Source organism: Vibrio sp. V23_P3S9T160 (genome assembly GCF_963886625.1).
Lineage (GTDB): Bacteria > Pseudomonadota > Gammaproteobacteria > Enterobacterales > Vibrionaceae > Vibrio > Vibrio anguillarum.
Genome location: NZ_CAWPDB010000077.1, coordinates 34,941 through 53,909 on the forward strand (window position 1 = coordinate 34,941; position 18,969 = coordinate 53,909).

Annotated in this window: 12 protein-coding genes and 1 pseudogene; 6 read left to right on the plus strand and 7 right to left on the minus strand. The window is 46.5% G+C overall.

What is annotated here, in order from left to right; translation table 11 throughout:
• Window positions 1-13: 13 nt before the first annotated feature.
• The 3 genes from pyrB to AACU59_RS04315 all read right to left on the minus strand — a co-directional run bounded on the left by pyrB (window position 14) and on the right by AACU59_RS04315 (window position 3,900).
• Complete coding sequence (gene pyrB / locus AACU59_RS04305) at window positions 14-943, minus strand: aspartate carbamoyltransferase (protein ID WP_013855987.1); 930 nt, start codon at window positions 941-943, stop codon at window positions 14-16.
• Window positions 944-1,402: 459 nt separating this feature from the next.
• Entirely contained in the window at window positions 1,403-2,407 is a 1,005-nt protein-coding gene (gene argF, locus AACU59_RS04310) for an ornithine carbamoyltransferase (protein WP_013855990.1), read from the minus strand.
• Window positions 2,408-2,523: 116 nt separating this feature from the next.
• Window positions 2,524-3,900 carry a PhoH family protein gene (locus tag AACU59_RS04315; protein WP_026027812.1) on the minus strand — a complete coding sequence of 459 codons (1,377 nt, stop codon included), beginning with the start codon at window positions 3,898-3,900 and terminating at the stop codon, window positions 2,524-2,526.
• Window positions 3,901-4,334: 434 nt separating this feature from the next.
• Here AACU59_RS04315 and rapA point away from each other — a divergent pair, with 434 nt between their 5' ends.
• Window positions 4,335-7,244, plus strand: a complete 2,910-nt coding sequence (rapA, locus tag AACU59_RS04320) for an RNA polymerase-associated protein RapA (RefSeq protein ID WP_013855992.1) — start codon at window positions 4,335-4,337, stop codon at window positions 7,242-7,244.
• A 76-nt stretch (window positions 7,245-7,320) separates the two neighbouring features.
• Here rapA and AACU59_RS04325 read toward each other — a convergent pair whose 3' ends face one another.
• Window positions 7,321-8,592: an NRAMP family divalent metal transporter gene (locus AACU59_RS04325; RefSeq protein WP_094145227.1), complete on the minus strand. Its 1,272-nt coding sequence runs from the start codon at window positions 8,590-8,592 to the stop codon at window positions 7,321-7,323.
• A gap of 248 nt (window positions 8,593-8,840) precedes the next feature.
• Here AACU59_RS04325 and AACU59_RS04330 point away from each other — a divergent pair, with 248 nt between their 5' ends.
• Both AACU59_RS04330 and AACU59_RS04335 read left to right on the plus strand, forming a co-directional pair.
• A complete protein-coding gene (locus tag AACU59_RS04330; RefSeq protein WP_017046467.1) occupies window positions 8,841-9,578 on the plus strand; it encodes an RluA family pseudouridine synthase in 738 nt (245 codons plus the stop codon).
• Window positions 9,579-9,607: 29 nt separating this feature from the next.
• Window positions 9,608-10,570 (plus strand): D-2-hydroxyacid dehydrogenase, encoded by a 963-nt coding sequence (locus AACU59_RS04335; protein WP_094145228.1) that lies wholly within the window; start codon window positions 9,608-9,610, stop codon window positions 10,568-10,570.
• Window positions 10,571-10,636: 66 nt separating this feature from the next.
• Here AACU59_RS04335 and AACU59_RS04340 read toward each other — a convergent pair whose 3' ends face one another.
• From AACU59_RS04340 to pepA, 3 genes are all read right to left on the minus strand, one after another.
• Entirely contained in the window at window positions 10,637-13,498 is a 2,862-nt protein-coding gene (locus AACU59_RS04340) for a valine--tRNA ligase (RefSeq protein WP_094145229.1), read from the minus strand.
• Window positions 13,499-13,592: 94 nt separating this feature from the next.
• Complete coding sequence (locus AACU59_RS04345; RefSeq protein WP_017043380.1) at window positions 13,593-14,042, minus strand: DNA polymerase III subunit chi; 450 nt, start codon at window positions 14,040-14,042, stop codon at window positions 13,593-13,595.
• A gap of 67 nt (window positions 14,043-14,109) precedes the next feature.
• A complete protein-coding gene (pepA, locus tag AACU59_RS04350; RefSeq protein WP_094145230.1) occupies window positions 14,110-15,618 on the minus strand; it encodes a leucyl aminopeptidase in 1,509 nt (502 codons plus the stop codon).
• A gap of 189 nt (window positions 15,619-15,807) precedes the next feature.
• Between pepA and lptF the strand changes: the two genes are divergently transcribed.
• The 3 genes and pseudogenes from lptF to AACU59_RS04365 all read left to right on the plus strand — a co-directional run.
• Window positions 15,808-16,908, plus strand: a complete 1,101-nt coding sequence (gene lptF / locus AACU59_RS04355) for an LPS export ABC transporter permease LptF (RefSeq protein WP_094144811.1) — start codon at window positions 15,808-15,810, stop codon at window positions 16,906-16,908.
• Window positions 16,909-16,911: 3 nt separating this feature from the next.
• The gene (lptG, locus tag AACU59_RS04360) at window positions 16,912-17,982 is read left to right on the plus strand and encodes an LPS export ABC transporter permease LptG (protein ID WP_013855998.1); all 1,071 of its coding nucleotides are present in this window, start codon (window positions 16,912-16,914) and stop codon (window positions 17,980-17,982) included.
• 145 nt (window positions 17,983-18,127) lie between these two features.
• Window positions 18,128-18,969 (plus strand): annotated as a pseudogene (locus tag AACU59_RS04365) (IS4-like element ISVa18 family transposase); the annotation flags it as partial.

An 18,969-nucleotide genomic window follows, 5' to 3' on the forward strand; every position in this document is an offset into this window, starting at 1 on the left:
TGGGGCTCCTTTATTACAGGGTTTCGTTTAACACAAGCGCCAGCAAAGCTTCACGGGCGTAGACCCCGTTTTCTGCTTGTTGGAAAAAGTAAGCGTGCTTCGTTTTGTCCACATCAACGGTGATTTCATCCACGCGCGGAAGCGGATGCAGCACTTTTAAGTTATCGCGCGCACCTTCAAGCATGGCGGCTGTTAAAATATACGCCGATTTTATGTGCGCGTACTCTGATTCATCAAAGCGCTCTTTTTGGACGCGCGTCATATACAGAATATCTAACTGTGGAATAACGCTTTCCATATCGGTGTGCAGGCTGTACTCAATGCCTGCATCATCTAACTCTTCGCAAATATAGTCAGGCATAGCCAGCGCATCCGGCGCAACAAAGAAGAAGCGAATGTGGTTAAATTTAGCCAAAGCTTGAGTTAAAGAATGGACGGTACGGCCATATTTCAAGTCGCCAACAAAGGCGATATTAATGTTATCTAAACGGCCTTGTGTTTCGGCAATGGTGAACAAATCAAGCAGTGTTTGAGTTGGGTGTTGGTTAGCGCCGTCGCCAGCGTTAATCACAGGAACGCCGTTTGAAAATTCAGAGGCTAAACGTGCTGCGCCTTCTTGGGGGTGGCGCATCACAAACGCATCCACATAAGAGGAGATCACTTGTACTGAATCGGCCAGTGTTTCGCCTTTTTTCGCCAGTGACGTATTGCCACCATTATCAAAGCCAATCACGCTGCCGCCGATGCGTTGAATAGCGGTTTCAAAAGACAAACGAGTACGAGTCGACGGCTCAAAAAAGCAGCTTGCTACCACTTTGTGCTTAATCAGCTCTGGTTTTGGTTCCGCTTTGAGTTGGCCTGCGGTTTTCACAATCAATTCCAGCTCGTCACGAGAGAGCTCCGGAATCGAAATAATGTGCTTTTGATAAAGCGAATTCACCATGGTCGTCTTCCCTATAATTTTCTAGTAGCCATAAAAAAGCCCCCCAATAGGGAGGCTTTAAAAATCAAGAGAGGGGAAAAATAACGCGCCCAGTAAGTCAGCACGCTGACCTACATTGAATCGAATTGCGTTGTAGATGTGAATAACAACGTCCGTTTTCATAGCTACCCCTCAGACAAATTGCTGGGAATTATACGCTTTCGTTGTGTGAGCGCAAGCGATTACCTCACAATCCTCTTCATCATTGGCACTGTCGCTGCGTTAGCTGCTTTCACTCACCCGAATCACTTACTCATGTAAGTTTATCGGGCTTCGTTCTCTTGCTGCCTTGCGACAGCACCAATGATTTTGAGGATTAAAAGTCGCTTTGGCACTGTCGCGGCGTTAGCTGCTTTCACTCACCCAAATCACTTATTCATGTAAGTTCATCGGGCTTCGATCCATTGTTGCCTTGTTTTTTTAAGCGCCGAGAGTCGCGACCATCACAGCTTTGATGGTGTGCATGCGGTTTTCAGCTTCATCAAACACAATCGAATATTCAGACTCAAACACCTCTTCGGTGACTTCCAACCCTTTCATACCATATTTTTCCGCCACCTCTTTGCCTACGGTGGTTTCGTCGTTATGAAACGCAGGCAAGCAGTGCATAAATTTTACCTGTGGATTACCAGTTTGCTTAATCACATTCATATTGATTTGGTAAGGCGTCATTAAGGCCACGCGTTCATCCCATGCATCGGCTGATTCGCCCATAGAAACCCAAACGTCGGTATAGAGAAAATCGCATCCTTGCACGCCTTCTTGTACATTTTCAGTGAGCGTGATTTTGGCTCCCGTCTGCTTGGCAATTTCTTGGCAAGTGGTGACGAGAGATGCTTCTGGCCAAAACTGTTTGGGTGCGACGAGGCGAATATCCATGCCCATTTTTGCTGCGCCCACCATCAGTGAATTGCCCATGTTATTGCGTGCATCGCCTAGATAAGCTAGTGACACTTGGTGCAACTGTTTACCACGGCCATGCTCAATCATGGTTAAAAAGTCAGCTAAAATCTGTGTTGGGTGGAACTCGTTGGTGAGCCCGTTCCATACAGGAACGCCAGCATGTGCGCCAAGCTCTTCGACAATTTCTTGTCCAAAACCGCGATATTGGATGCCATCGTACATTCTTCCGAGTACGCGCGCGGTGTCTTTCATCGACTCTTTATGACCAATTTGCGACCCTGATGGCCCGATGTAAGAGACTTGAGCGCCTTGATCAAACGCGGCCACTTCAAATGCACATCGCGTCCGTGTTGAGGCTTTCTCAAAAATCAGCGCAATATTTTTACCCGCTAATCTTTTCTGTTCTGATCCGGCGTATTTCGCTTTTTTGAGATCAGCAGAGAGATCGAGCAGAAATTGGATCTCTTTCGGCGTGAAATCGAGCAGTTTGAGAAAGTTGCGGTTGCGTAAATTGAAAGCCATATCCCAGTCCTAAACGGTGAATGATGAATGGCCTTAGTAAAACATATAAATGCTAAATTTGTGAATAATTATTTTAAAATAAAGGCGAGATATTAATAATATCTCGCCTAATGTGACTATAAATTCTCTTCAGCGAATTCGGCCAAGCGGCTGCGAACGACGCCGTTTAAGTGAATGTTGGCGCTGCCTTCAAAGTTTTTAAAGCGCTCAACCATATAGGTTAAACCCGAGGTCACCGGGGTTAAGTAGTGGGAATCAATCTGCGCTAAGTTACCAGAACAGACAATTTTAGTGCCCTCACCACAGCGCGTGATGATAGTTTTGATTTGGGAAGCGGTTAAATTTTGACACTCATCGAGTAGCACAAAGGCATTTTGGATTGAGCGCCCACGCATAAAGTTGATCGATTTAAACTGGATATTGGCTTTATCGCAGATGTATTTGAGTGAACCTTCGGTGCAGTGATCGTTTTTGTGCAAGGCTTCCAATGTATCCGTAACCGCCGCCAGCCACGGCATCATTTTCTCTTCCTCTGTTCCGGGTAAGAAGCCGATCGATTCTCCGATATCTGGCGTATTACGGGTGACGATAATCTTATCGAACATCTTCTTCTCAATGGTTTGTTCAAGAGCGGCGGCCATCGCGAGCAGCGTTTTCCCGCTACCAGCGGCTCCGGTTAAAATCACCAAATCAATGCTTGGATCAAGTAAGGCATCAAGTGCCATCGCTTGGTAGATATTTTTCGGGGTGATGTCCCACGCTTTGCGGTGCATCATTCTCTCGCGGCCAATATCAAGCAGCGTAATTTTTTCTGCGTTGATTTCATGCACGCGCGCCGAAAAATCGCTCTCTTCATCAATGACATATTGATTAATAAAGGTCGGATCAAACGGCGCTTTATCTAACGTATGGAAGGCTTTTCCGCCGACGGTTCTACTCTCAACTTCATCGACGTTGTTCCAAAAATTTCCTTCACGAACTTGGAAGCCTTTGGTCAGGTACTGCACATCATCAATCAATTGGTCAGTGCGGTAATCCTCAACATAGCGCACGCCTGCACCTTTAGCGCGCAATCGCATGTTGATGTCTTTGGTGATGAGAACCACAGAACGTGGCGCTCGTTTCGCTTGCAGGTAAAGTACAGCGTTGAGGATACGGTTGTCGCCGGCTTTGTCAGCAAAGGCTTTGACGGTTTCTTGCAACTCAAAGTCGGCAAGGATCGAGATAGTTCCCGTCTTGCTGGCCTCTTTAGAAAATGGAATACCTTCGGTAATTTCGTCTGGGGTGGCATCGTGGAATAAGTGCTCTAAAGCACGAATCGCGACCCGCGCATCTCGTGCAACATCGCGTTTGCTGTCTTTGATCCGGTCAAGTTCTTCAAGAACGGTCATCGGAATGACCACATCATGCTCTTGGAAGGAGTAAATGGCTAAAGGTTCATGAAGCAGGATGTTGGTATCAAGTACAAACAGTTTCCGATCGGTATCGCCCATAAGCGTCTCCTTGCTGCTGTGCAGCGTGCTTAACAAAAGGTGCTAGCAAGTAGAGGTTATCGATCAATGGATGCCGGTAGTGACTCGATTGCTCGATGACTTACTGCAAGCCTGTGTTGATACTCATTGTCTGTTTGGTCTGCATGCTTCGTGCCAGAGTCATCCTTTTGGCTGGCAAAGCAAGCATCGTTACAACAAGTATAGCAACCTTGTTTACTACAAATGCCACCGATTTCTTACAGTTTGATGTCAACCAAAAGTTGAAGAAAAAAATCTTGGTTATCCTTCGCTTTACACGTGACCTGTATCACGCCATCAAGTAAGATTAGCGACCTTTTTCTGCACCACACTCCAACAACAATCATAATTAGGAGTTGCCTTCACGTGGTAGCAGATCGATACAATCCATTCCAAATAAATAAGGTAGTCGATTCATGAGTTTTGCTTTGGGGCAACGCTGGATAAGCGATACAGAAAGTGATCTTGGTTTAGGTACTGTGGTAGCGCTTGATGCGCGTACTGTGACCTTGATGTTTGCTGCATCAGAAGAAAACCGCGTTTATGCACGCAGTGACGCCCCGGTAACACGAGTGACGTTCAATAGCGGCGATGTGGTTGAAAGCCAAGAAGGCTGGTCGCTACGCGTTGAGCAAGTTGTTGAAGAACAAGGACTACTCACTTATCTCGGTACGCGCGAAGACAACGATGAAAGCGGCGTGGCGCTACGTGAAATTTTCTTAAGCCACCAAATCCGTTTCAACAAACCGCAAGATAAATTGTTCGCAGGTCAAATTGATCGCATGGATAATTTTGTGTTGCGTTATCGCGCCCTGACTAACCAATATCAACAACACAAAAGCCCAATGCGTGGTTTATGTGGCATGCGCGCGGGCCTGATTCCTCATCAGCTTTATATCGCACATGAGGTTGGCCGTCGCCATGCGCCCCGCGTGTTATTAGCCGATGAAGTGGGGTTAGGTAAAACCATTGAAGCGGGGATGATCATTCATCAACAAGTGCTTTCTGGTCGCGCGGAACGTATTTTGATTGTGGTGCCGGAAACCTTGCAGCACCAATGGTTGGTGGAGATGATGCGTCGCTTTAATCTTCATTTCTCCATTTTTGATGAGGAGCGCTGTGTTGAAGCGTTCGCTGAAGCACACAACCCTTTTGATACTCAGCAATATGTGCTTTGTTCGCTCGATTTTCTGCGTAAAAGTCGTCAACGTTTTGAACAAGCACTTGAGGCGGAGTGGGATCTATTGGTGGTGGATGAAGCGCACCATCTAGAATGGAGCCAAGATAAACCAAGCCGCGAATATCAAGTGGTCGAAGGGCTAGCGCAAAACACCCCAGCGGTACTGCTGCTAACGGCAACGCCGGAGCAATTGGGCCGTGAAAGCCACTTTGCGCGTTTGCGTTTGCTCGATCCCGATCGTTTTTACGATTACGAGGCATTCGTTGAAGAAGAAGAGCAATATGCGCCCGTAGCCGATTCCGTCAGTGCCCTGTTTTCGGGTGAGAAGTTACAAAACGAAGCCAAAAACCAAATCACTGAGCTACTTTCAGAGCAAGATGTTGAGCCGCTGTTTCGCATTATTGAAAGCGATGCCGATGAAGAGAGCAAAGCCTCTGCTCGCCAAGAGCTGATTGATAATCTGATGGATCGCCATGGCACAGGCCGCGTGCTGTTTAGAAACACCCGCGCTGCGATTAAAGGATTCCCTGTGCGTAATGTGCACTTGATGCCGATGGAAATCCCCGCGCAATACACGACCTCGATGCGAGTGGCTGGCATGATCGGCGGTAAGCTCAGTGCTCAGGCTCGCGCGATGAAAATGCTCTACCCCGAAGAGATTTTCCAAGAGTTTGAAGGCGACGATGCAAGCTGGTGGCAGTTTGACTCTCGCGTGAATTGGCTACTTGAAAAAGTGAAAGAGAAACGTAGCGAAAAGATTTTAGTGATCGCTTCTCGCGCTAGCACCGCGTTACAACTGGAGCAAGCACTGCGTGAGCGTGAAGGCATTCGCGCTACCGTTTTTCATGAAGGTATGTCGATTTTAGAACGTGATAAAGCCGCCGCTTATTTCGCACAAGAAGAGGGTGGCGCGCAAGTATTGATCTGTAGTGAAATCGGCTCTGAAGGGCGTAACTTCCAATTTGCTAACCAGTTGGTGATGTTTGATCTGCCGTTTAACCCAGATCTTTTAGAGCAACGCATTGGCCGTTTGGATCGTATTGGTCAACACCGTGATATCGATATCCATGTGCCGTACCTTAAAGGCACATCGCAAGCGATTTTGGCGCGTTGGTTTGATGAAGGCTTGAATGCATTTGCTGAAACCTGCCCAACAGGCCGCGCTGTGTATGATAAATATGCCGATGATCTGATTGACATGCTGGCTTCGGGAAATATCGATACGTTGGATGAGATCATTGAACAGTCGGCAACGCTCAACAAAACGTTGAAGGCTCAGCTTGAACAAGGGCGTGACCGATTGCTTGAAATGCATTCAAACGGTGGCGAAAAAGCATTGAAAATCGTCGAAAGTATAGCATCAACGGATGGCGATACTAACTTGGTTACTTTCGCTTTGAGCTTATTTGATGCGATCGGTTTAAACCAAGATGATCGGGGTGAAAACGCGCTGGTGGTCACACCATCAGAGCACATGATGGTGCCAAGCTACCCCGGTTTGCCGTATGAAGGAGCGACCATCACTTTTGATCGTGATACGGCATTATCGCGTGAAGATATGAATTTCATCAGTTGGGAACACCCGATGATTCAAGGCGGGATCGACCTACTGATGAGCGAAGGCGTGGGAACATCGGCGGTTTCTCTGCTGAAAAATAAAGCTCTGCCTGTTGGGACTTTGCTGCTTGAGTTGATCTATGTGGTGGATGCACAAGCGCCAAAACGCAGTGGTATCAGCCGCTTCCTTCCTCAAACACCGATCCGTTTGATGATGGATGCGCGTGGTAATGATCTCTCTGCTCAAGTTGAGTTTGAAAGCTTCAACCGCCAATTAAGCCCAGTGAATCGTCATTTGGCCAGCAAGCTCGTTACGTCGGTACAAAATGATGTGCATAGCTTAATTGCTGCCAGTGAAAGCCAAGTTGTGAGCCGTGTTGAAGCGATTCGTGAACAAGCGCAAAAAGAGATGCAGTCGAGCTTAAACGGTGAACTGGAGCGCTTATTGGCGCTTAAAGCAGTCAACCCGAACATTCGTGATGAAGAGATCAGCGCGATTGAAGAGCAGATCAACGAGTTAAGCGGTTACATCGGTAAAGCGCAATTCCAACTGGATTCGTTGCGTTTAATCGTTGTGACGCATAACTGATCCCTTTACTTGGCCCTTGTGGCGGACATTAAAAACAACAAAGGCCTTTTTCATAAGGCCTTTGTTTTATCTGCTGTTACATAAGCCACTTCCACCAAATAAACAGCGCTAAAAAGCCAAACAGATAAACAAGCCCTACGATAGACAGCGCTTTGAGTTTTTTTCCTACTGCGAGTTCAGCCGGTAAAGGTGTTTTAGTCACCAGAATATAGTTGAGCAGCGCAAAAATTGGCGTGGTCATAAATGCCATGATCATCGCAAAATTCAGCATTGGCATCAGTGCTGAAGCCCAAAAGGCAATGATGGCCAGCGCTAAAGCCGATACCACGATAACCCAAGCTTGGTAGCAACGTGGGCTTTGGCTCTCTTTGTTTTGCAAAAGACGTTGTGATTCTGCAATCACTCGTGAATAGCCATCAATGACGGTGATGGTACTGCCAAAAATACAGAAAAAGGCGATCACTGCAATTAAATAACGTGACCACTCACCTATGGTTGAAGCGTACAATCCGACCAATTGATGCGAAAAGCCGACGCCAGATTTCGAGAGCTCAACGCCTGTTCCGTGTAGTACTAAGGCACCTAGCGCCAAAAATACAATCGCCAAGATTGCAGTACCGATATAGCCCACATTGAAATCAAATAGTGCGGATTGCGGCGTCACTTGCTGCTCTTGGCATTGACGCTTGAGCCACACCGAAGTGATGCTCGAAATCTCAATGGGTGCGGGCATCCAGCCCATTGTCACCACCAAAAAACCGATCGCGGCGAGTGTCCAAGGTGAAGGTGAAATGGTTTCTACCACTATCTGTGCTGGGGTTGCGACGGCAATCACCACGGCGAGTAAGGTGGCGATTGTCAGTACTGCCATAATCATTTTAGAAAGTGAGTCGAGCGCGCGAAAGTGGCCTGCAAAAAGGATCAGCAAACAAGTGGTCAGCACAATCACGGAAAGAACAATATTGCCCAGCTCAAAAGGGACAAAATAGGCCAGTAAGCTGGCGCTAAACAGCAGTAACGCGGCGGTGTTTATAATGGCCGATACCACGCTTAAGATGGCAAAAACCCATAAGTAAGCACGCCCGAGATGAGCATAGCCTTGTACTAAACTTTTGCCTGTCCCCATGGTGTATTGAATGCCAGCCTTAAAAAAGGGGTATTTTAATAAGTTGACCAGCAAAATGAGGCCTGCGAGTTGCCAGCCATAAATTGCACCTGCTTGAGTTGACGCGACGAGATGAGAGCCGCCGACGGCTGCTGCTGCCATCATAATGCCCGGCCCGAGTGAACGAAGCAGTTGTGGCAGGGTTAAACGTTTGGCCGATTGATAAGGGACGCTGTGTTCCATTCTTGTTCCTTAGACTTGATGTTGTGTTATTTATAATTCTTGCTTTTGAAGCTGACTTTAATGTCAAGCTCATCAATCAATATCACACCCAGTTAATCTGTCAATTTTAAGTTACATTTCAAGTGATATTTCTAAGCAAGGCTAACTTACTGACGATTTCGTGATTTAACGAAACTAAGATGACTCTTCTCTATTGGCTTGGCGGAGAGGTTGTTATAATGCGCCGATTTTTTTAGGAGAAACCTTCGATGGCTATGCTTGAATACACGCCGCCCACAGATCCTTGGATTGATATTGTCTATGAAGATGATCAGATTCTCGCGGTGAATAAACCTTCAGGTCTGCTGTCGGTTCCAGGACGCTTGCCTGAGCATCACGACAGTATGTGGAGTCGTTTGGCTGAGCAATATCCAGAGATCCAAGTTGTGCATCGTTTGGATATGTCGACTTCTGGCTTGATGGTGCTGGCAAAAAATAAATACGCGGAAGGGGCATTGAAAAAGCAGTTTCAATACCGTTTAACGCATAAAATTTATTACGCTCGCGTGTGGGGCGTAATGGAGCTTGACGAGGGGGTGGTTGAGTTACCCCTGATTTGCGATTGGCCAAATCGGCCTAAACAGAAAGTCTGCTTTGAAGATGGGAAACCATCAAAAACTTTATATCAAGTAGCGAAAAGAGAAGAAAAAACGACAATTGTACGTCTTTTTCCTGTGACTGGCCGTTCGCATCAATTACGTGTGCACATGCAAGCTTTGGGGTATCCGATTGTGGGTGATGAGTTTTATGCCCCGCAAGAAGCGCAAGATTTTTCCGATCGCTTAGCGCTGCATGCCGCAGAGCTCAGTTTTTATCACCCAAAGAGTCATTGGCTGCGCAATATTTTTGTCGGCTGTGATTTTTATCCCGAAGCACAAGAGCAAATTTTGCAACACTTTGATCCTGAGCGAAAATTACCAGATTACAAAACGTTGCCCCGACCTTAGTGTGATGTGGGTGGCGACAAGGAGCTGATATGTCACTACCCACGGTTGTCTTTCTCGATAGGGCCACAATCCCTGCTTATATTCGATTGCCAAGCTTACCTTTTGCTCATCATTGGCTTGAGTTTGACTTTACTTCTGCCGAACAAGCGCTCGATCGCCTATCTCAAGCCGATATCGTAATCACCAATAAAGTGGTGCTGGATAGGGCGCTACTCTCACAATGTCCGAAATTGCGCTTGATTGCTGTGTCGGCCACAGGCGTCAATAATATCGATGTCGATTACTGTCGTGAAGCAGGCATCGCACTGGTGAATGTTCAAGGCTATGCCACTCGTTCTGTTCCGGAACATGTCGTTGGGATGATTTATGCCTTAAGGCGTCACCTGTTTGCTTATCATCAAGATATTGCCAATGGCGAGTGGCAGCGCAATCAACAATTTTGTTTTTTTACCCATCCGATAGGGGATGTTGCAGGTTCAACGCTTGGTATTGTGGGGAGTGGTGCGCTCGGACAGGCAACCGCAACGTTGGCACGAGCGATAGGCATGCAGGTGATATTTTCTGAACGAAAGGGGGCCAAGTTATGCCGACAAGGTTTTATGCCCTTTGAACAAATGTTAGCTGAGGCGGATGTTGTGAGTTTACATTGCCCATTGAGCGAGCAAACCCGAAACCTGATAGGTGAGAACGAATTAAAGATAATGAAGCCTAATGCATTGTTGATTAACGCAGGCCGTGGTGGTTTGGTTGATGAGCAAGCACTTGTGACAGCATTGAAATCTGGGCAAATTGCTGGCGCTGGAGTGGATGTATTCAGTCGAGAACCAGCGGACAAAACAAATCCCTTACTAGCCAATATGGATTTGCCAAATTTGTTGCTCACACCACACGTGGCATGGGGTAGTGACTCAGCTATTTCACAATTGGCAACGATTTTGATGGATAACATTGCCGCGTTTGAGCGTGGAGAGCACAAAAATCGCGTCTGCTGATGGCGTGAATAAATAAAAAAGGTCGGTATTTTCACACCGACCTTTTTAATGGTAACGCAATCGCGATTATAGCGCGGCTATGGTCGCTTTCTGTTCTTCCAGTTTAACCAAGGTATCTTGATAGCCATTCAGCTTTTGACGCTCGATAGCGACAACGGCTTCGGGTGCTTTAGCGACGAACCCTTGGTTATTGAGTTTGCCTTCAATGCGTTTGATTTCGCCTTGAGTTTTAGCAATCTCTTTTGCTAAGCGCTCTAGCTCCGCATCTTTATCAATCAAGCCAGCCATTGGGATCATCAGCTCAGATTGACCAACCAGCGCCGTTGCACAAGCAGGAGTCTCTTCACCCTCTTCAAGAACGCGTAGAGCCTCCAGTTTAGCCAGTGACAACAGTACCGCTTTGTTCGCTTCTAAACGTGCCACTTCTTGCTTGTTGGCGGCTTTTAGCATCACGTTAAGAGGTTTGCCTGGGTTGATATCGTACTCGGCACGCAGGTTGCGAATGCTAGTAATAAAGGCTTTCACCCATTCGATATCATCCAGCGCTGCTTGGTTGAAGTTCGTTTCATCGTACTGAGGCAGCGCTTGCAGCATGATGGTGTCACCTTCAACGCCGTCCACTAATGGCTTAATGCTTTGCCAAATAGTTTCAGTGATATACGGGATCACTGGGTGCGCGAGGCGTAATGTTTTCTCTAATACCGTAATTAATGTACGGCGCGTTGCACGTTGCTGCGCTTCACTGCCTTTCCACAATACGGGTTTAGTCAGCTCTAAGTACCAGTCGCAGAATTGGTTCCAGATGAATTCGTAAAGGGTATTTGCCGCCATATCTAAACGGAAGTTGTTGATATGGTTGTTGAACTCTTTAGCCGTCAATTCAAATTGAGACTCGATCCATTTATCGGCTAACGAATACTCAAGCTCGCTACCTGCGTTAAAGCCACAATCGAGATCTTCGGTATTCATCAACACGTAACGGCTCGCGTTCCAGAGTTTGTTACAGAAGTTGCGGTAACCTTCTAGGCGTTTCATGTCCCAGTTGATATCACGACCGGTTGAAGCCATCGCTGCTAGCGTGAAACGCAGTGCGTCGGTTCCATAAGGTTCGATACCATTTTCAAAGGTTTTACGTGTATTTTTCTCGATCTTGGCTGCAAGCTGTGGCTGCATCATGTTGCCACAACGTTTTTCAACCAGAGATTCAAGATCAATACCATCGATCATGTCGATAGGATCAAGCACGTTGCCTTTAGATTTTGACATTTTGTCGCCGTTTTCATCACGGATAAGGCCTGTGACATAAACAGTTTTAAATGGCACTTGTGGTTTGCCATTCTCATCTTTACAGAAGTGCATGGTCATCATGATCATGCGTGCAACCCAGAAGAAGATGATGTCAAAACCAGTAACAAGAACGTCAGACGGGTGGAATGTTTTTAGTGCCTCAGTATTTTCTGGCCAGCCTTGTGTACCAAAAGTCCAAAGAGCAGATGAGAACCAAGTGTCCAATACATCATCATCTTGGCGCAGTACCACCACTGGGGCTAGGTTGTTTTGTTCGCGCACTTCTTCTTCGCTACGGCCGACATAAACGTTGCCGTCGTTGTCATACCAAGCAGGAATACGATGACCCCACCAAAGTTGGCGTGAGATACACCAATCTTGCACGTCACGCATCCATGAGAAGTACATGTTTTCGTACTGCTTAGGCACAAATTGAATCTCGCCATCTTCAACGGCTTTGGTTGCGACTTCCGCTAGTGGCGCTGTGCGTACGTACCATTGGTCGGTCAGCATCGGTTCGATAACCACACCACCACGGTCACCGTAAGGAATGGTGAGGTCGTGATCTTTGATTTCTTCAAGCAGGCCGAGAGCTTCAAATTCAGCTACGATGGCTTTACGTGCCGCAAAGCGCTCCATGCCTTGGTATTTAGCAGGTAGATCGCTGCTGTAAGCGTCACTTGGTTCACCATTGGTGTTGAACACTTCGGCGGCGTCACGAATGTTGGCATCAAAGGTGAAAATGTTGATCATCGGCAGTTGGTGGCGCTTACCGACTTCATAGTCATTGAAGTCGTGAGCAGGGGTGATCTTCACACAGCCTGTGCCTTTTTCCATGTCGGCGTGCTCATCGCCCACGATAGAAATGCGGCGATTGACGATTGGCAACATGATCTCTTTGCCGATCAGAGCTTGGTAGCGTGGATCTTCAGGGTTAACCGCTACACCTGTGTCACCCAGCATGGTTTCAGGACGAGTGGTCGCAACAACAATGTAGTCTTTACCGTCTGCTGTTTTTACGCCGTCAGCCAGTGGGTAACGGAAGTGCCACATGTGACCTTTGACGTCTTTGTTTTCTACTTCTAGATCAGAAATTGCAGTGTGCAGTTTTGGATCCCAGTTCACAAGACGTTTACCACGGTAGAGTAAATCTTCTTGGTAAAGGCGAACAAACACTTCTTGAACGGCATTGGATAGGCCCGCATCCATAGTGAAGCGTTCACGATCCCAGTCTACCGATGCGCCAAGGCGGCGAAGCTGTTTAGTGATGGTGCCACCTGATTCGCCTTTCCATTCCCAAATTTTGTCGATGAAGGCATCACGGCCGTAATCGTGTTTGGTTTTGCCTTCTTCTGCGGCAATTTTACGTTCAACCACCATTTGGGTAGCAATACCGGCGTGGTCTGTACCCACTTGCCATAAGGTATTTTTGCCTTTCATGCGTTCGCAGCGGATCAAAGTATCCATAATGGTGTCTTGGAATGCGTGACCCATATGAAGGCTACCAGTGACGTTCGGCGGTGGGATCATGATGCTGTACGCTTCTTTTGATGTATCACCGTGAGGCTTAAAGTAGCCGTTCTCTTCCCAAGTCTGATACAGAGCTTGTTCGATTGCTGTTGGGTTATATGTCTTTTCCATAGTGCTCTTAAATGGATACTGTGAATGGTTAATCTTAGTCAAACTTCATAAGTGAAGGATCTTGTTAAAGATCGCCTTAACTATAAGGTTTGACCTATGGATGTTGGATCTCGATTGTTTGCAATTGGTAGCCAGCTTGACGGTAGATTTTATACCTTTCGCGTGCTCGTTGCTTTGCTTTTTCTTCGCAGGGGACGAAGTCTACCACCTCAGCAAAGGCGTTCGCAAAGGTTGTATGATTATCCGCCACATTTATTACCAGTTGACGATTCCAATTGGGTTTGACGTTGGGGTAGCCAATCTCGATATGAGTAGAGTATTTCGGGCCTTCACCCACCAGATTGTGCGCGACAAACTGTTCAGCAGGTACTTGCCATAAATGTTCGGCAAACTGTTCAGCGTGAGTTTTATCATCACAATGCAGATAAATTTTTGCCCCTTGTTTGGCGAAGTGATGAGCCAGAAATAGGACATATTGCTCAAAGCCTGCCAGTGTTGCTTGAGGGCTTTCTTCGTTCACAATGTAAAAGGTGGCTCGCTGCATGTTGTCACCTACTATCTAATCGCTCATCAACAAAAAAGGGCCTTGCGGCCCTTTTCACATTTTGAGGTTATTCCTCAGACTCTTGGCCGCTGCGGTTCAATAAGAACTGGACGAGCAATGAGACGGGACGACCTGTTGATCCTTTTGCTGGACCTGACTTCCATGCCGTGCCTGCAATATCCAAATGCGCCCAGTTATATTTCTTAGCAAATTTAGATAAGAAGCAGCCAGCGGTAATCGTACCACCAGGGCGACCACCGATGTTTGCCATATCAGCAAATGGGCTCTTTAGCTGCTCATGGTACTCGTCGGCCATTGGTAGACGCCATGCGCGATCACTTGCTTGTTCTGAAGCATTAACCAATTCATGCGCCAATGGGTTGTGGTTTGAAACCACGCCACTGATGTGGTGACCTAATGCTATCACACAAGCGCCAGTTAGTGTCGCCACATCTACCACGCAATCGGGTTCAAAACGCTCAACGTAAGTGAGTGCATCACATAGAACTAAGCGACCTTCGGCATCGGTATTGAGTACTTCAACTGTTTGGCCAGACATAGTCGTGAGAATGTCACCAGGGCGATAGGCATTGCTGCCTGGCATGTTTTCACAGCCGGCTAAGATACCCACGACATTTAATGGCAATTTCAATTTAGCCAATGCTTTCATTGCGCCAAAGACTGACGCTGCACCGCACATGTCATACTTCATTTCATCCATGCCTTCGCCTGGTTTTAATGAAATACCGCCGGAATCAAACGTTAGGCCTTTACCCACCAACACAATTGGTTTTGCATCTGGATCTGGGTTGCCTTTGTACTCAATGACCGACATCATCGACTCATTTTTTGAGCCACGACCGACGGCGAGATAAGAGGTCATGCCCAACTTTTCCATCTCTTCTTCACCAATGATTTTGGTGGTGACGCTCTCGTAGTCGTCCGCTAAGCGGCGCGCTTGAGATGCAAGATAAGCTGGGTTGGCAATGTTGGGTGGCATATTGCCGAGATCTTTCGACGCTTTCACACCGGATGCAATCGCAAGGCCGTGTGTAATCGCGCGCTCACCTAAGTTAAGCTCACGGCGAGTCGGTACGTTAAAGACAAGTTTGCGCAGTGGGCGGCGAGTCTCAGGTTTCACGCTCTTGAATTGATCAAAGGTGTACAGACCATCTTTCGTTGCTTCAACCGCTTGGCGTACTTTCCAATAAGTATCGCGACCTTTAACGTGTAGTTCAGTCAGAAAACATACGGCTTCCATTGAACCCGTTTCGTTCAGTGTGCTAATGGTTTTTTGAATGATTTCTTTGTACTGACGCTCGCCTAATTCGCGCTCTTTACCACAACCTACCAGTAAAACGCGTTCAGACAGAACACCAGGGACTTGATGCAGCAGTAGCATCTGGCCGGGTTTACCCTCGAGATCACCACGGCGAAGTAGTGAACTAATATAGCCGTCGCTGATTTTATCAAGCTGCTCTGCTACTGGAGAAAGGCGGCGTGGTTCGAACACTCCAACAACGATACATGCGCTACGTTGTTTCTCTGGACTGCCACTTTTTACACTGAACTCCATGCGTACTCCTACATCCTGAAGACAAATAGAACTAAATGTTAGATAATGCGCTCTTAGTGGTTGAATCCGAGTTTGGATCTACTTTTAATTGAACGCCTAACAGTTAGTGAAAATTTTAAAAATAAAAGGTTCAACGGGAAATTATAGTGATTCAATCAAAAAAACAAGTTTTGTATAGGTAATTTCAGCGTGATTATTGTTAGATATTTGATCCGCGAGACACTCAAGAGCCAATTTGCGATCTTTTTCGTACTGTTTCTCGTGTTTCTTAGCCAACGATTTATTCGCGTTTTGGCTGAAGCTTCCGATGGTGACATTCCGGCACGAATGATCTTATCTATTGTGAGTTTAAATATGCCCGCAATGGGGTTATTAATGCTGCCTTTGAGTTTGTATATCGGCATCTTACTGACTTTTGGGCGTTTGTACGCAGAAAGCGAAATTACGGTGATGAATGCCACTGGTATCGGCAATAAATTTTTGATCCGTGCTGCGCTCTATTTGGCTTTGATCACTTCAGGTGCTGCAGCATTTAACGCATTCTGGTTGGCACCTTGGAGCCAAGACAAAGAAGCACAATTAATGGATCAGCTCGCAGCAGAAAATAGTGTTGATTTGCTACAGAAAGGACAATTTCAACGCACACCAGATGGTTCCTCAGTAGTTTTCATCGAAAATATTGAAAACAAAAAACTGCATAATGTGTTTGTTGCGCAGCTTGCACCAAAGGATTCGATACTCCCAAGTGTGATGTTCTCTAATTCTGGTGATGTTAAAGAGCTCAGTGATGGCCGTCAGATGATCACCATGTATGACGGGATTCGCTATGAAGGCGTGCCAACACGCGTTGATTATATGATCACAAAATTTGACGAATACGAAGGTTTAATTGGGCAGCGTGAAGTTAAACCCAAAGGACGCGATTGGGAGGCGTTACCGACATCCAATCTGCTTTCCAACCCGGATCGAAGAGCGAAAGCTGAGTTACAATGGCGAATTTCTCTGGTGATTTGTATTCCGTTACTCACCATGCTGGTGGTCCCTTTGTCGGCGGTTAACCCTCGGCAAGGACGCTTTGCGAAAATGGGACCTGCAATCTTAATTTATTTGGCCTATTTTATGGCCATCAGCGCAACCAAGTCCGCCATTGAAGATGGCTCACTTGCTACGGTGATCGGTATGTGGCCAATCAATGCTGCGTTACTTTTGGCGGCGATTTCAGTGAATATCATGGACAGTGTGCCAGTGCGGCGCTTCAAAGATAAACTAAGACTAAAGAAGGCAGCATAACGCGTGTTTAAGATTTTAGATTTATACGTTGGCCGTACTATTGTTGCGACAACCTCGCTAGTGCTGGCGACCTTTGTTGGTTTGTCCGGCATTATCAAATATGTTGAGCAATTGAGAAAAGTCGGGGAAGGAAGCTACGATTTACTGCAAGCTTTACTGTTTGTGGTGTTGAGCATTCCTCGTGATATCGAGATGTTTTTTCCTATGGCCGCCTTACTCGGTGCGTTGATTGGGTTAGGTATGTTGGCATCAAGTTCTGAGCTCGTTGTCATGCAAGCTGCGGGGTTTTCTAAGCTTAATATCGGTATGTCGGTATTAAAAACCGCAGTGCCATTAATGATCATTGTCACCTTGCTTGGCCAATGGGGAGCACCCCAAGCGCAGAAGATGGCGCGAGATCTGCGCGCTTTTTCTCTCTCTGGCGGTAGTATTGTTTCAGTGCGTAGCGGTGTGTGGGCTCGCGATGTGAATGATTTTATCTTTATTGGTAAAATTGATGACAACAAACTCTATGGCTTAAATATGTGGCGCTTTGATAACAATAAGAGTTTGCAAAACATCCTTTTTGCCGAAGAGGTGGATTACGATAAAGACAATCAATGGGTAATGAAAAATGTTCAAATCACCGACATGCGCGATGATGTATTGATAACAAAGCAAACATTACCCGAATATCGTTGGACGACTTCATTAGCTCCAGACAAACTAGCAGTGGTCACGGTCAAGCCTGAAGAGTTGTCACTGAGTGGCTTGTATGATTATGTCAGCTATTTAAAAACGTCGGAGCAAGATGCTTCACGGTACGATCTGGCGTTGTGGCGTAAAATTACTCAACCTTTTTCTATTGCTGTGATGATGCTAATGGCACTATCGTTTATTTTTGGGCCATTGCGCAGCGTTACTATGGGCGCAAGGATTTTGTCAGGCGTGATTGCAGGCTTTACATTTTATATTTCCAGTGAGTTTTTCGGCCCACTGAGTCTTGTTTATGGTATCCCACCAGTGTTTGGTGCCGTCGCACCCAGTTTGGTGTTTCTCAGCGTTGCCGTAATGTTGTTAAGACGAAAACTCTAAAAATGACAGGTAAGAACTATTAACAAAAAGGAAGGGCAAACCCTGTCTCTTATACACAAATCCCCAAGCCTCTGCTTGGGGATTTTTTTGAACTAATTTTATGTTTCATGATCTGATCATCTAAGCAATAACAAGGATGATTAGAATGACTTATATAGAACCAACCCTCTGGGCACAAAAGCAATTTGGTCAAGCTCACCTCAATGACCCAAGACGTACTCAAAGACTCGTTGCCCTAGCAGCCTCTCTGGCCGAGCAACCTGGCGTACCGGTCTCGAAACTCATCATCTCCCCTGCTGATATGGAAGGGGCTTATCGCTTTATTCGTAATGAGCAAATCAAAGCAGAAGATATCGCTGAAGCGGGCTTTCATGTCACAGCGCAAGAGGCTTTAGAGCAACAAACACTTCTTGCATTAGAAGATACGACTTCTCTAAGTTACTCCCATCGCAGCATACAAGATGAACTTGGGCACTCCAATCAAGGCAATCGAAATCGAGCTATGTTCATACACTCGACCTTACTTTTTGCTCCCGAAACTCAAGTGGTTGTTGGCTTAATTGAACAACAACGCTGGACTCGAGATATTGAAAAGCGTGGACAAGGACACCAGTACGCCACTCGACCATACAAAGAGAAAGAAAGCTATAAATGGGAGCAAGCTTCTCGCCATGTCGCAGAGCGACTTGGCGAGAAAATCTCAGATGTTATTTCTGTGTGCGATAGAGAAGCCGACCTATTTGAATACCTCACTTACAAGCAAGAGCAACAACAGCGATTCCTCGTTCGCTCAATGCAAAGTCGCTGTATAAAAGAGCATGATAATCGTCTTTATGACTACGCTTCCAAGCTGCAATCAGCAGGAGAAAGAGTGCTCGACATACCGCAAAAAGGCGGCCGTAAAGCTCGCACGGTTCACCTAGACATCAAATATGCCCCCGTGACACTCAAATCTCCCGCGAATAAAAAAGAGTTCAATAACATTCC

What these genes read in the sequence shown, in the direction of transcription:
- rapA (WP_013855992.1), top strand. Translation starts at nt 4,335, where the DNA reads ATGAGTTTTGCTTTGGGGCAACGCTGGATAAGCGATACAGAAAGTGAT.
- AACU59_RS04340 (WP_094145229.1), bottom strand. Translation starts at nt 13,498, where the DNA reads ATGGAAAAGACATATAACCCAACAGCAATCGAACAAGCTCTGTATCAG.
- AACU59_RS04335 (WP_094145228.1), top strand. Translation starts at nt 9,608, where the DNA reads ATGTCACTACCCACGGTTGTCTTTCTCGATAGGGCCACAATCCCTGCT.
- argF (WP_013855990.1), bottom strand. Translation starts at nt 2,407, where the DNA reads ATGGCTTTCAATTTACGCAACCGCAACTTTCTCAAACTGCTCGATTTC.
- pyrB (WP_013855987.1), bottom strand. Translation starts at nt 943, where the DNA reads ATGGTGAATTCGCTTTATCAAAAGCACATTATTTCGATTCCGGAGCTC.
- AACU59_RS04325 (WP_094145227.1), bottom strand. Translation starts at nt 8,592, where the DNA reads ATGGAACACAGCGTCCCTTATCAATCGGCCAAACGTTTAACCCTGCCA.
- AACU59_RS04330 (WP_017046467.1), top strand. Translation starts at nt 8,841, where the DNA reads ATGGCTATGCTTGAATACACGCCGCCCACAGATCCTTGGATTGATATT.
- pepA (WP_094145230.1), bottom strand. Translation starts at nt 15,618, where the DNA reads ATGGAGTTCAGTGTAAAAAGTGGCAGTCCAGAGAAACAACGTAGCGCA.
- AACU59_RS04315 (WP_026027812.1), bottom strand. Translation starts at nt 3,900, where the DNA reads ATGGGCGATACCGATCGGAAACTGTTTGTACTTGATACCAACATCCTG.
- AACU59_RS04345 (WP_017043380.1), bottom strand. Translation starts at nt 14,042, where the DNA reads ATGCAGCGAGCCACCTTTTACATTGTGAACGAAGAAAGCCCTCAAGCA.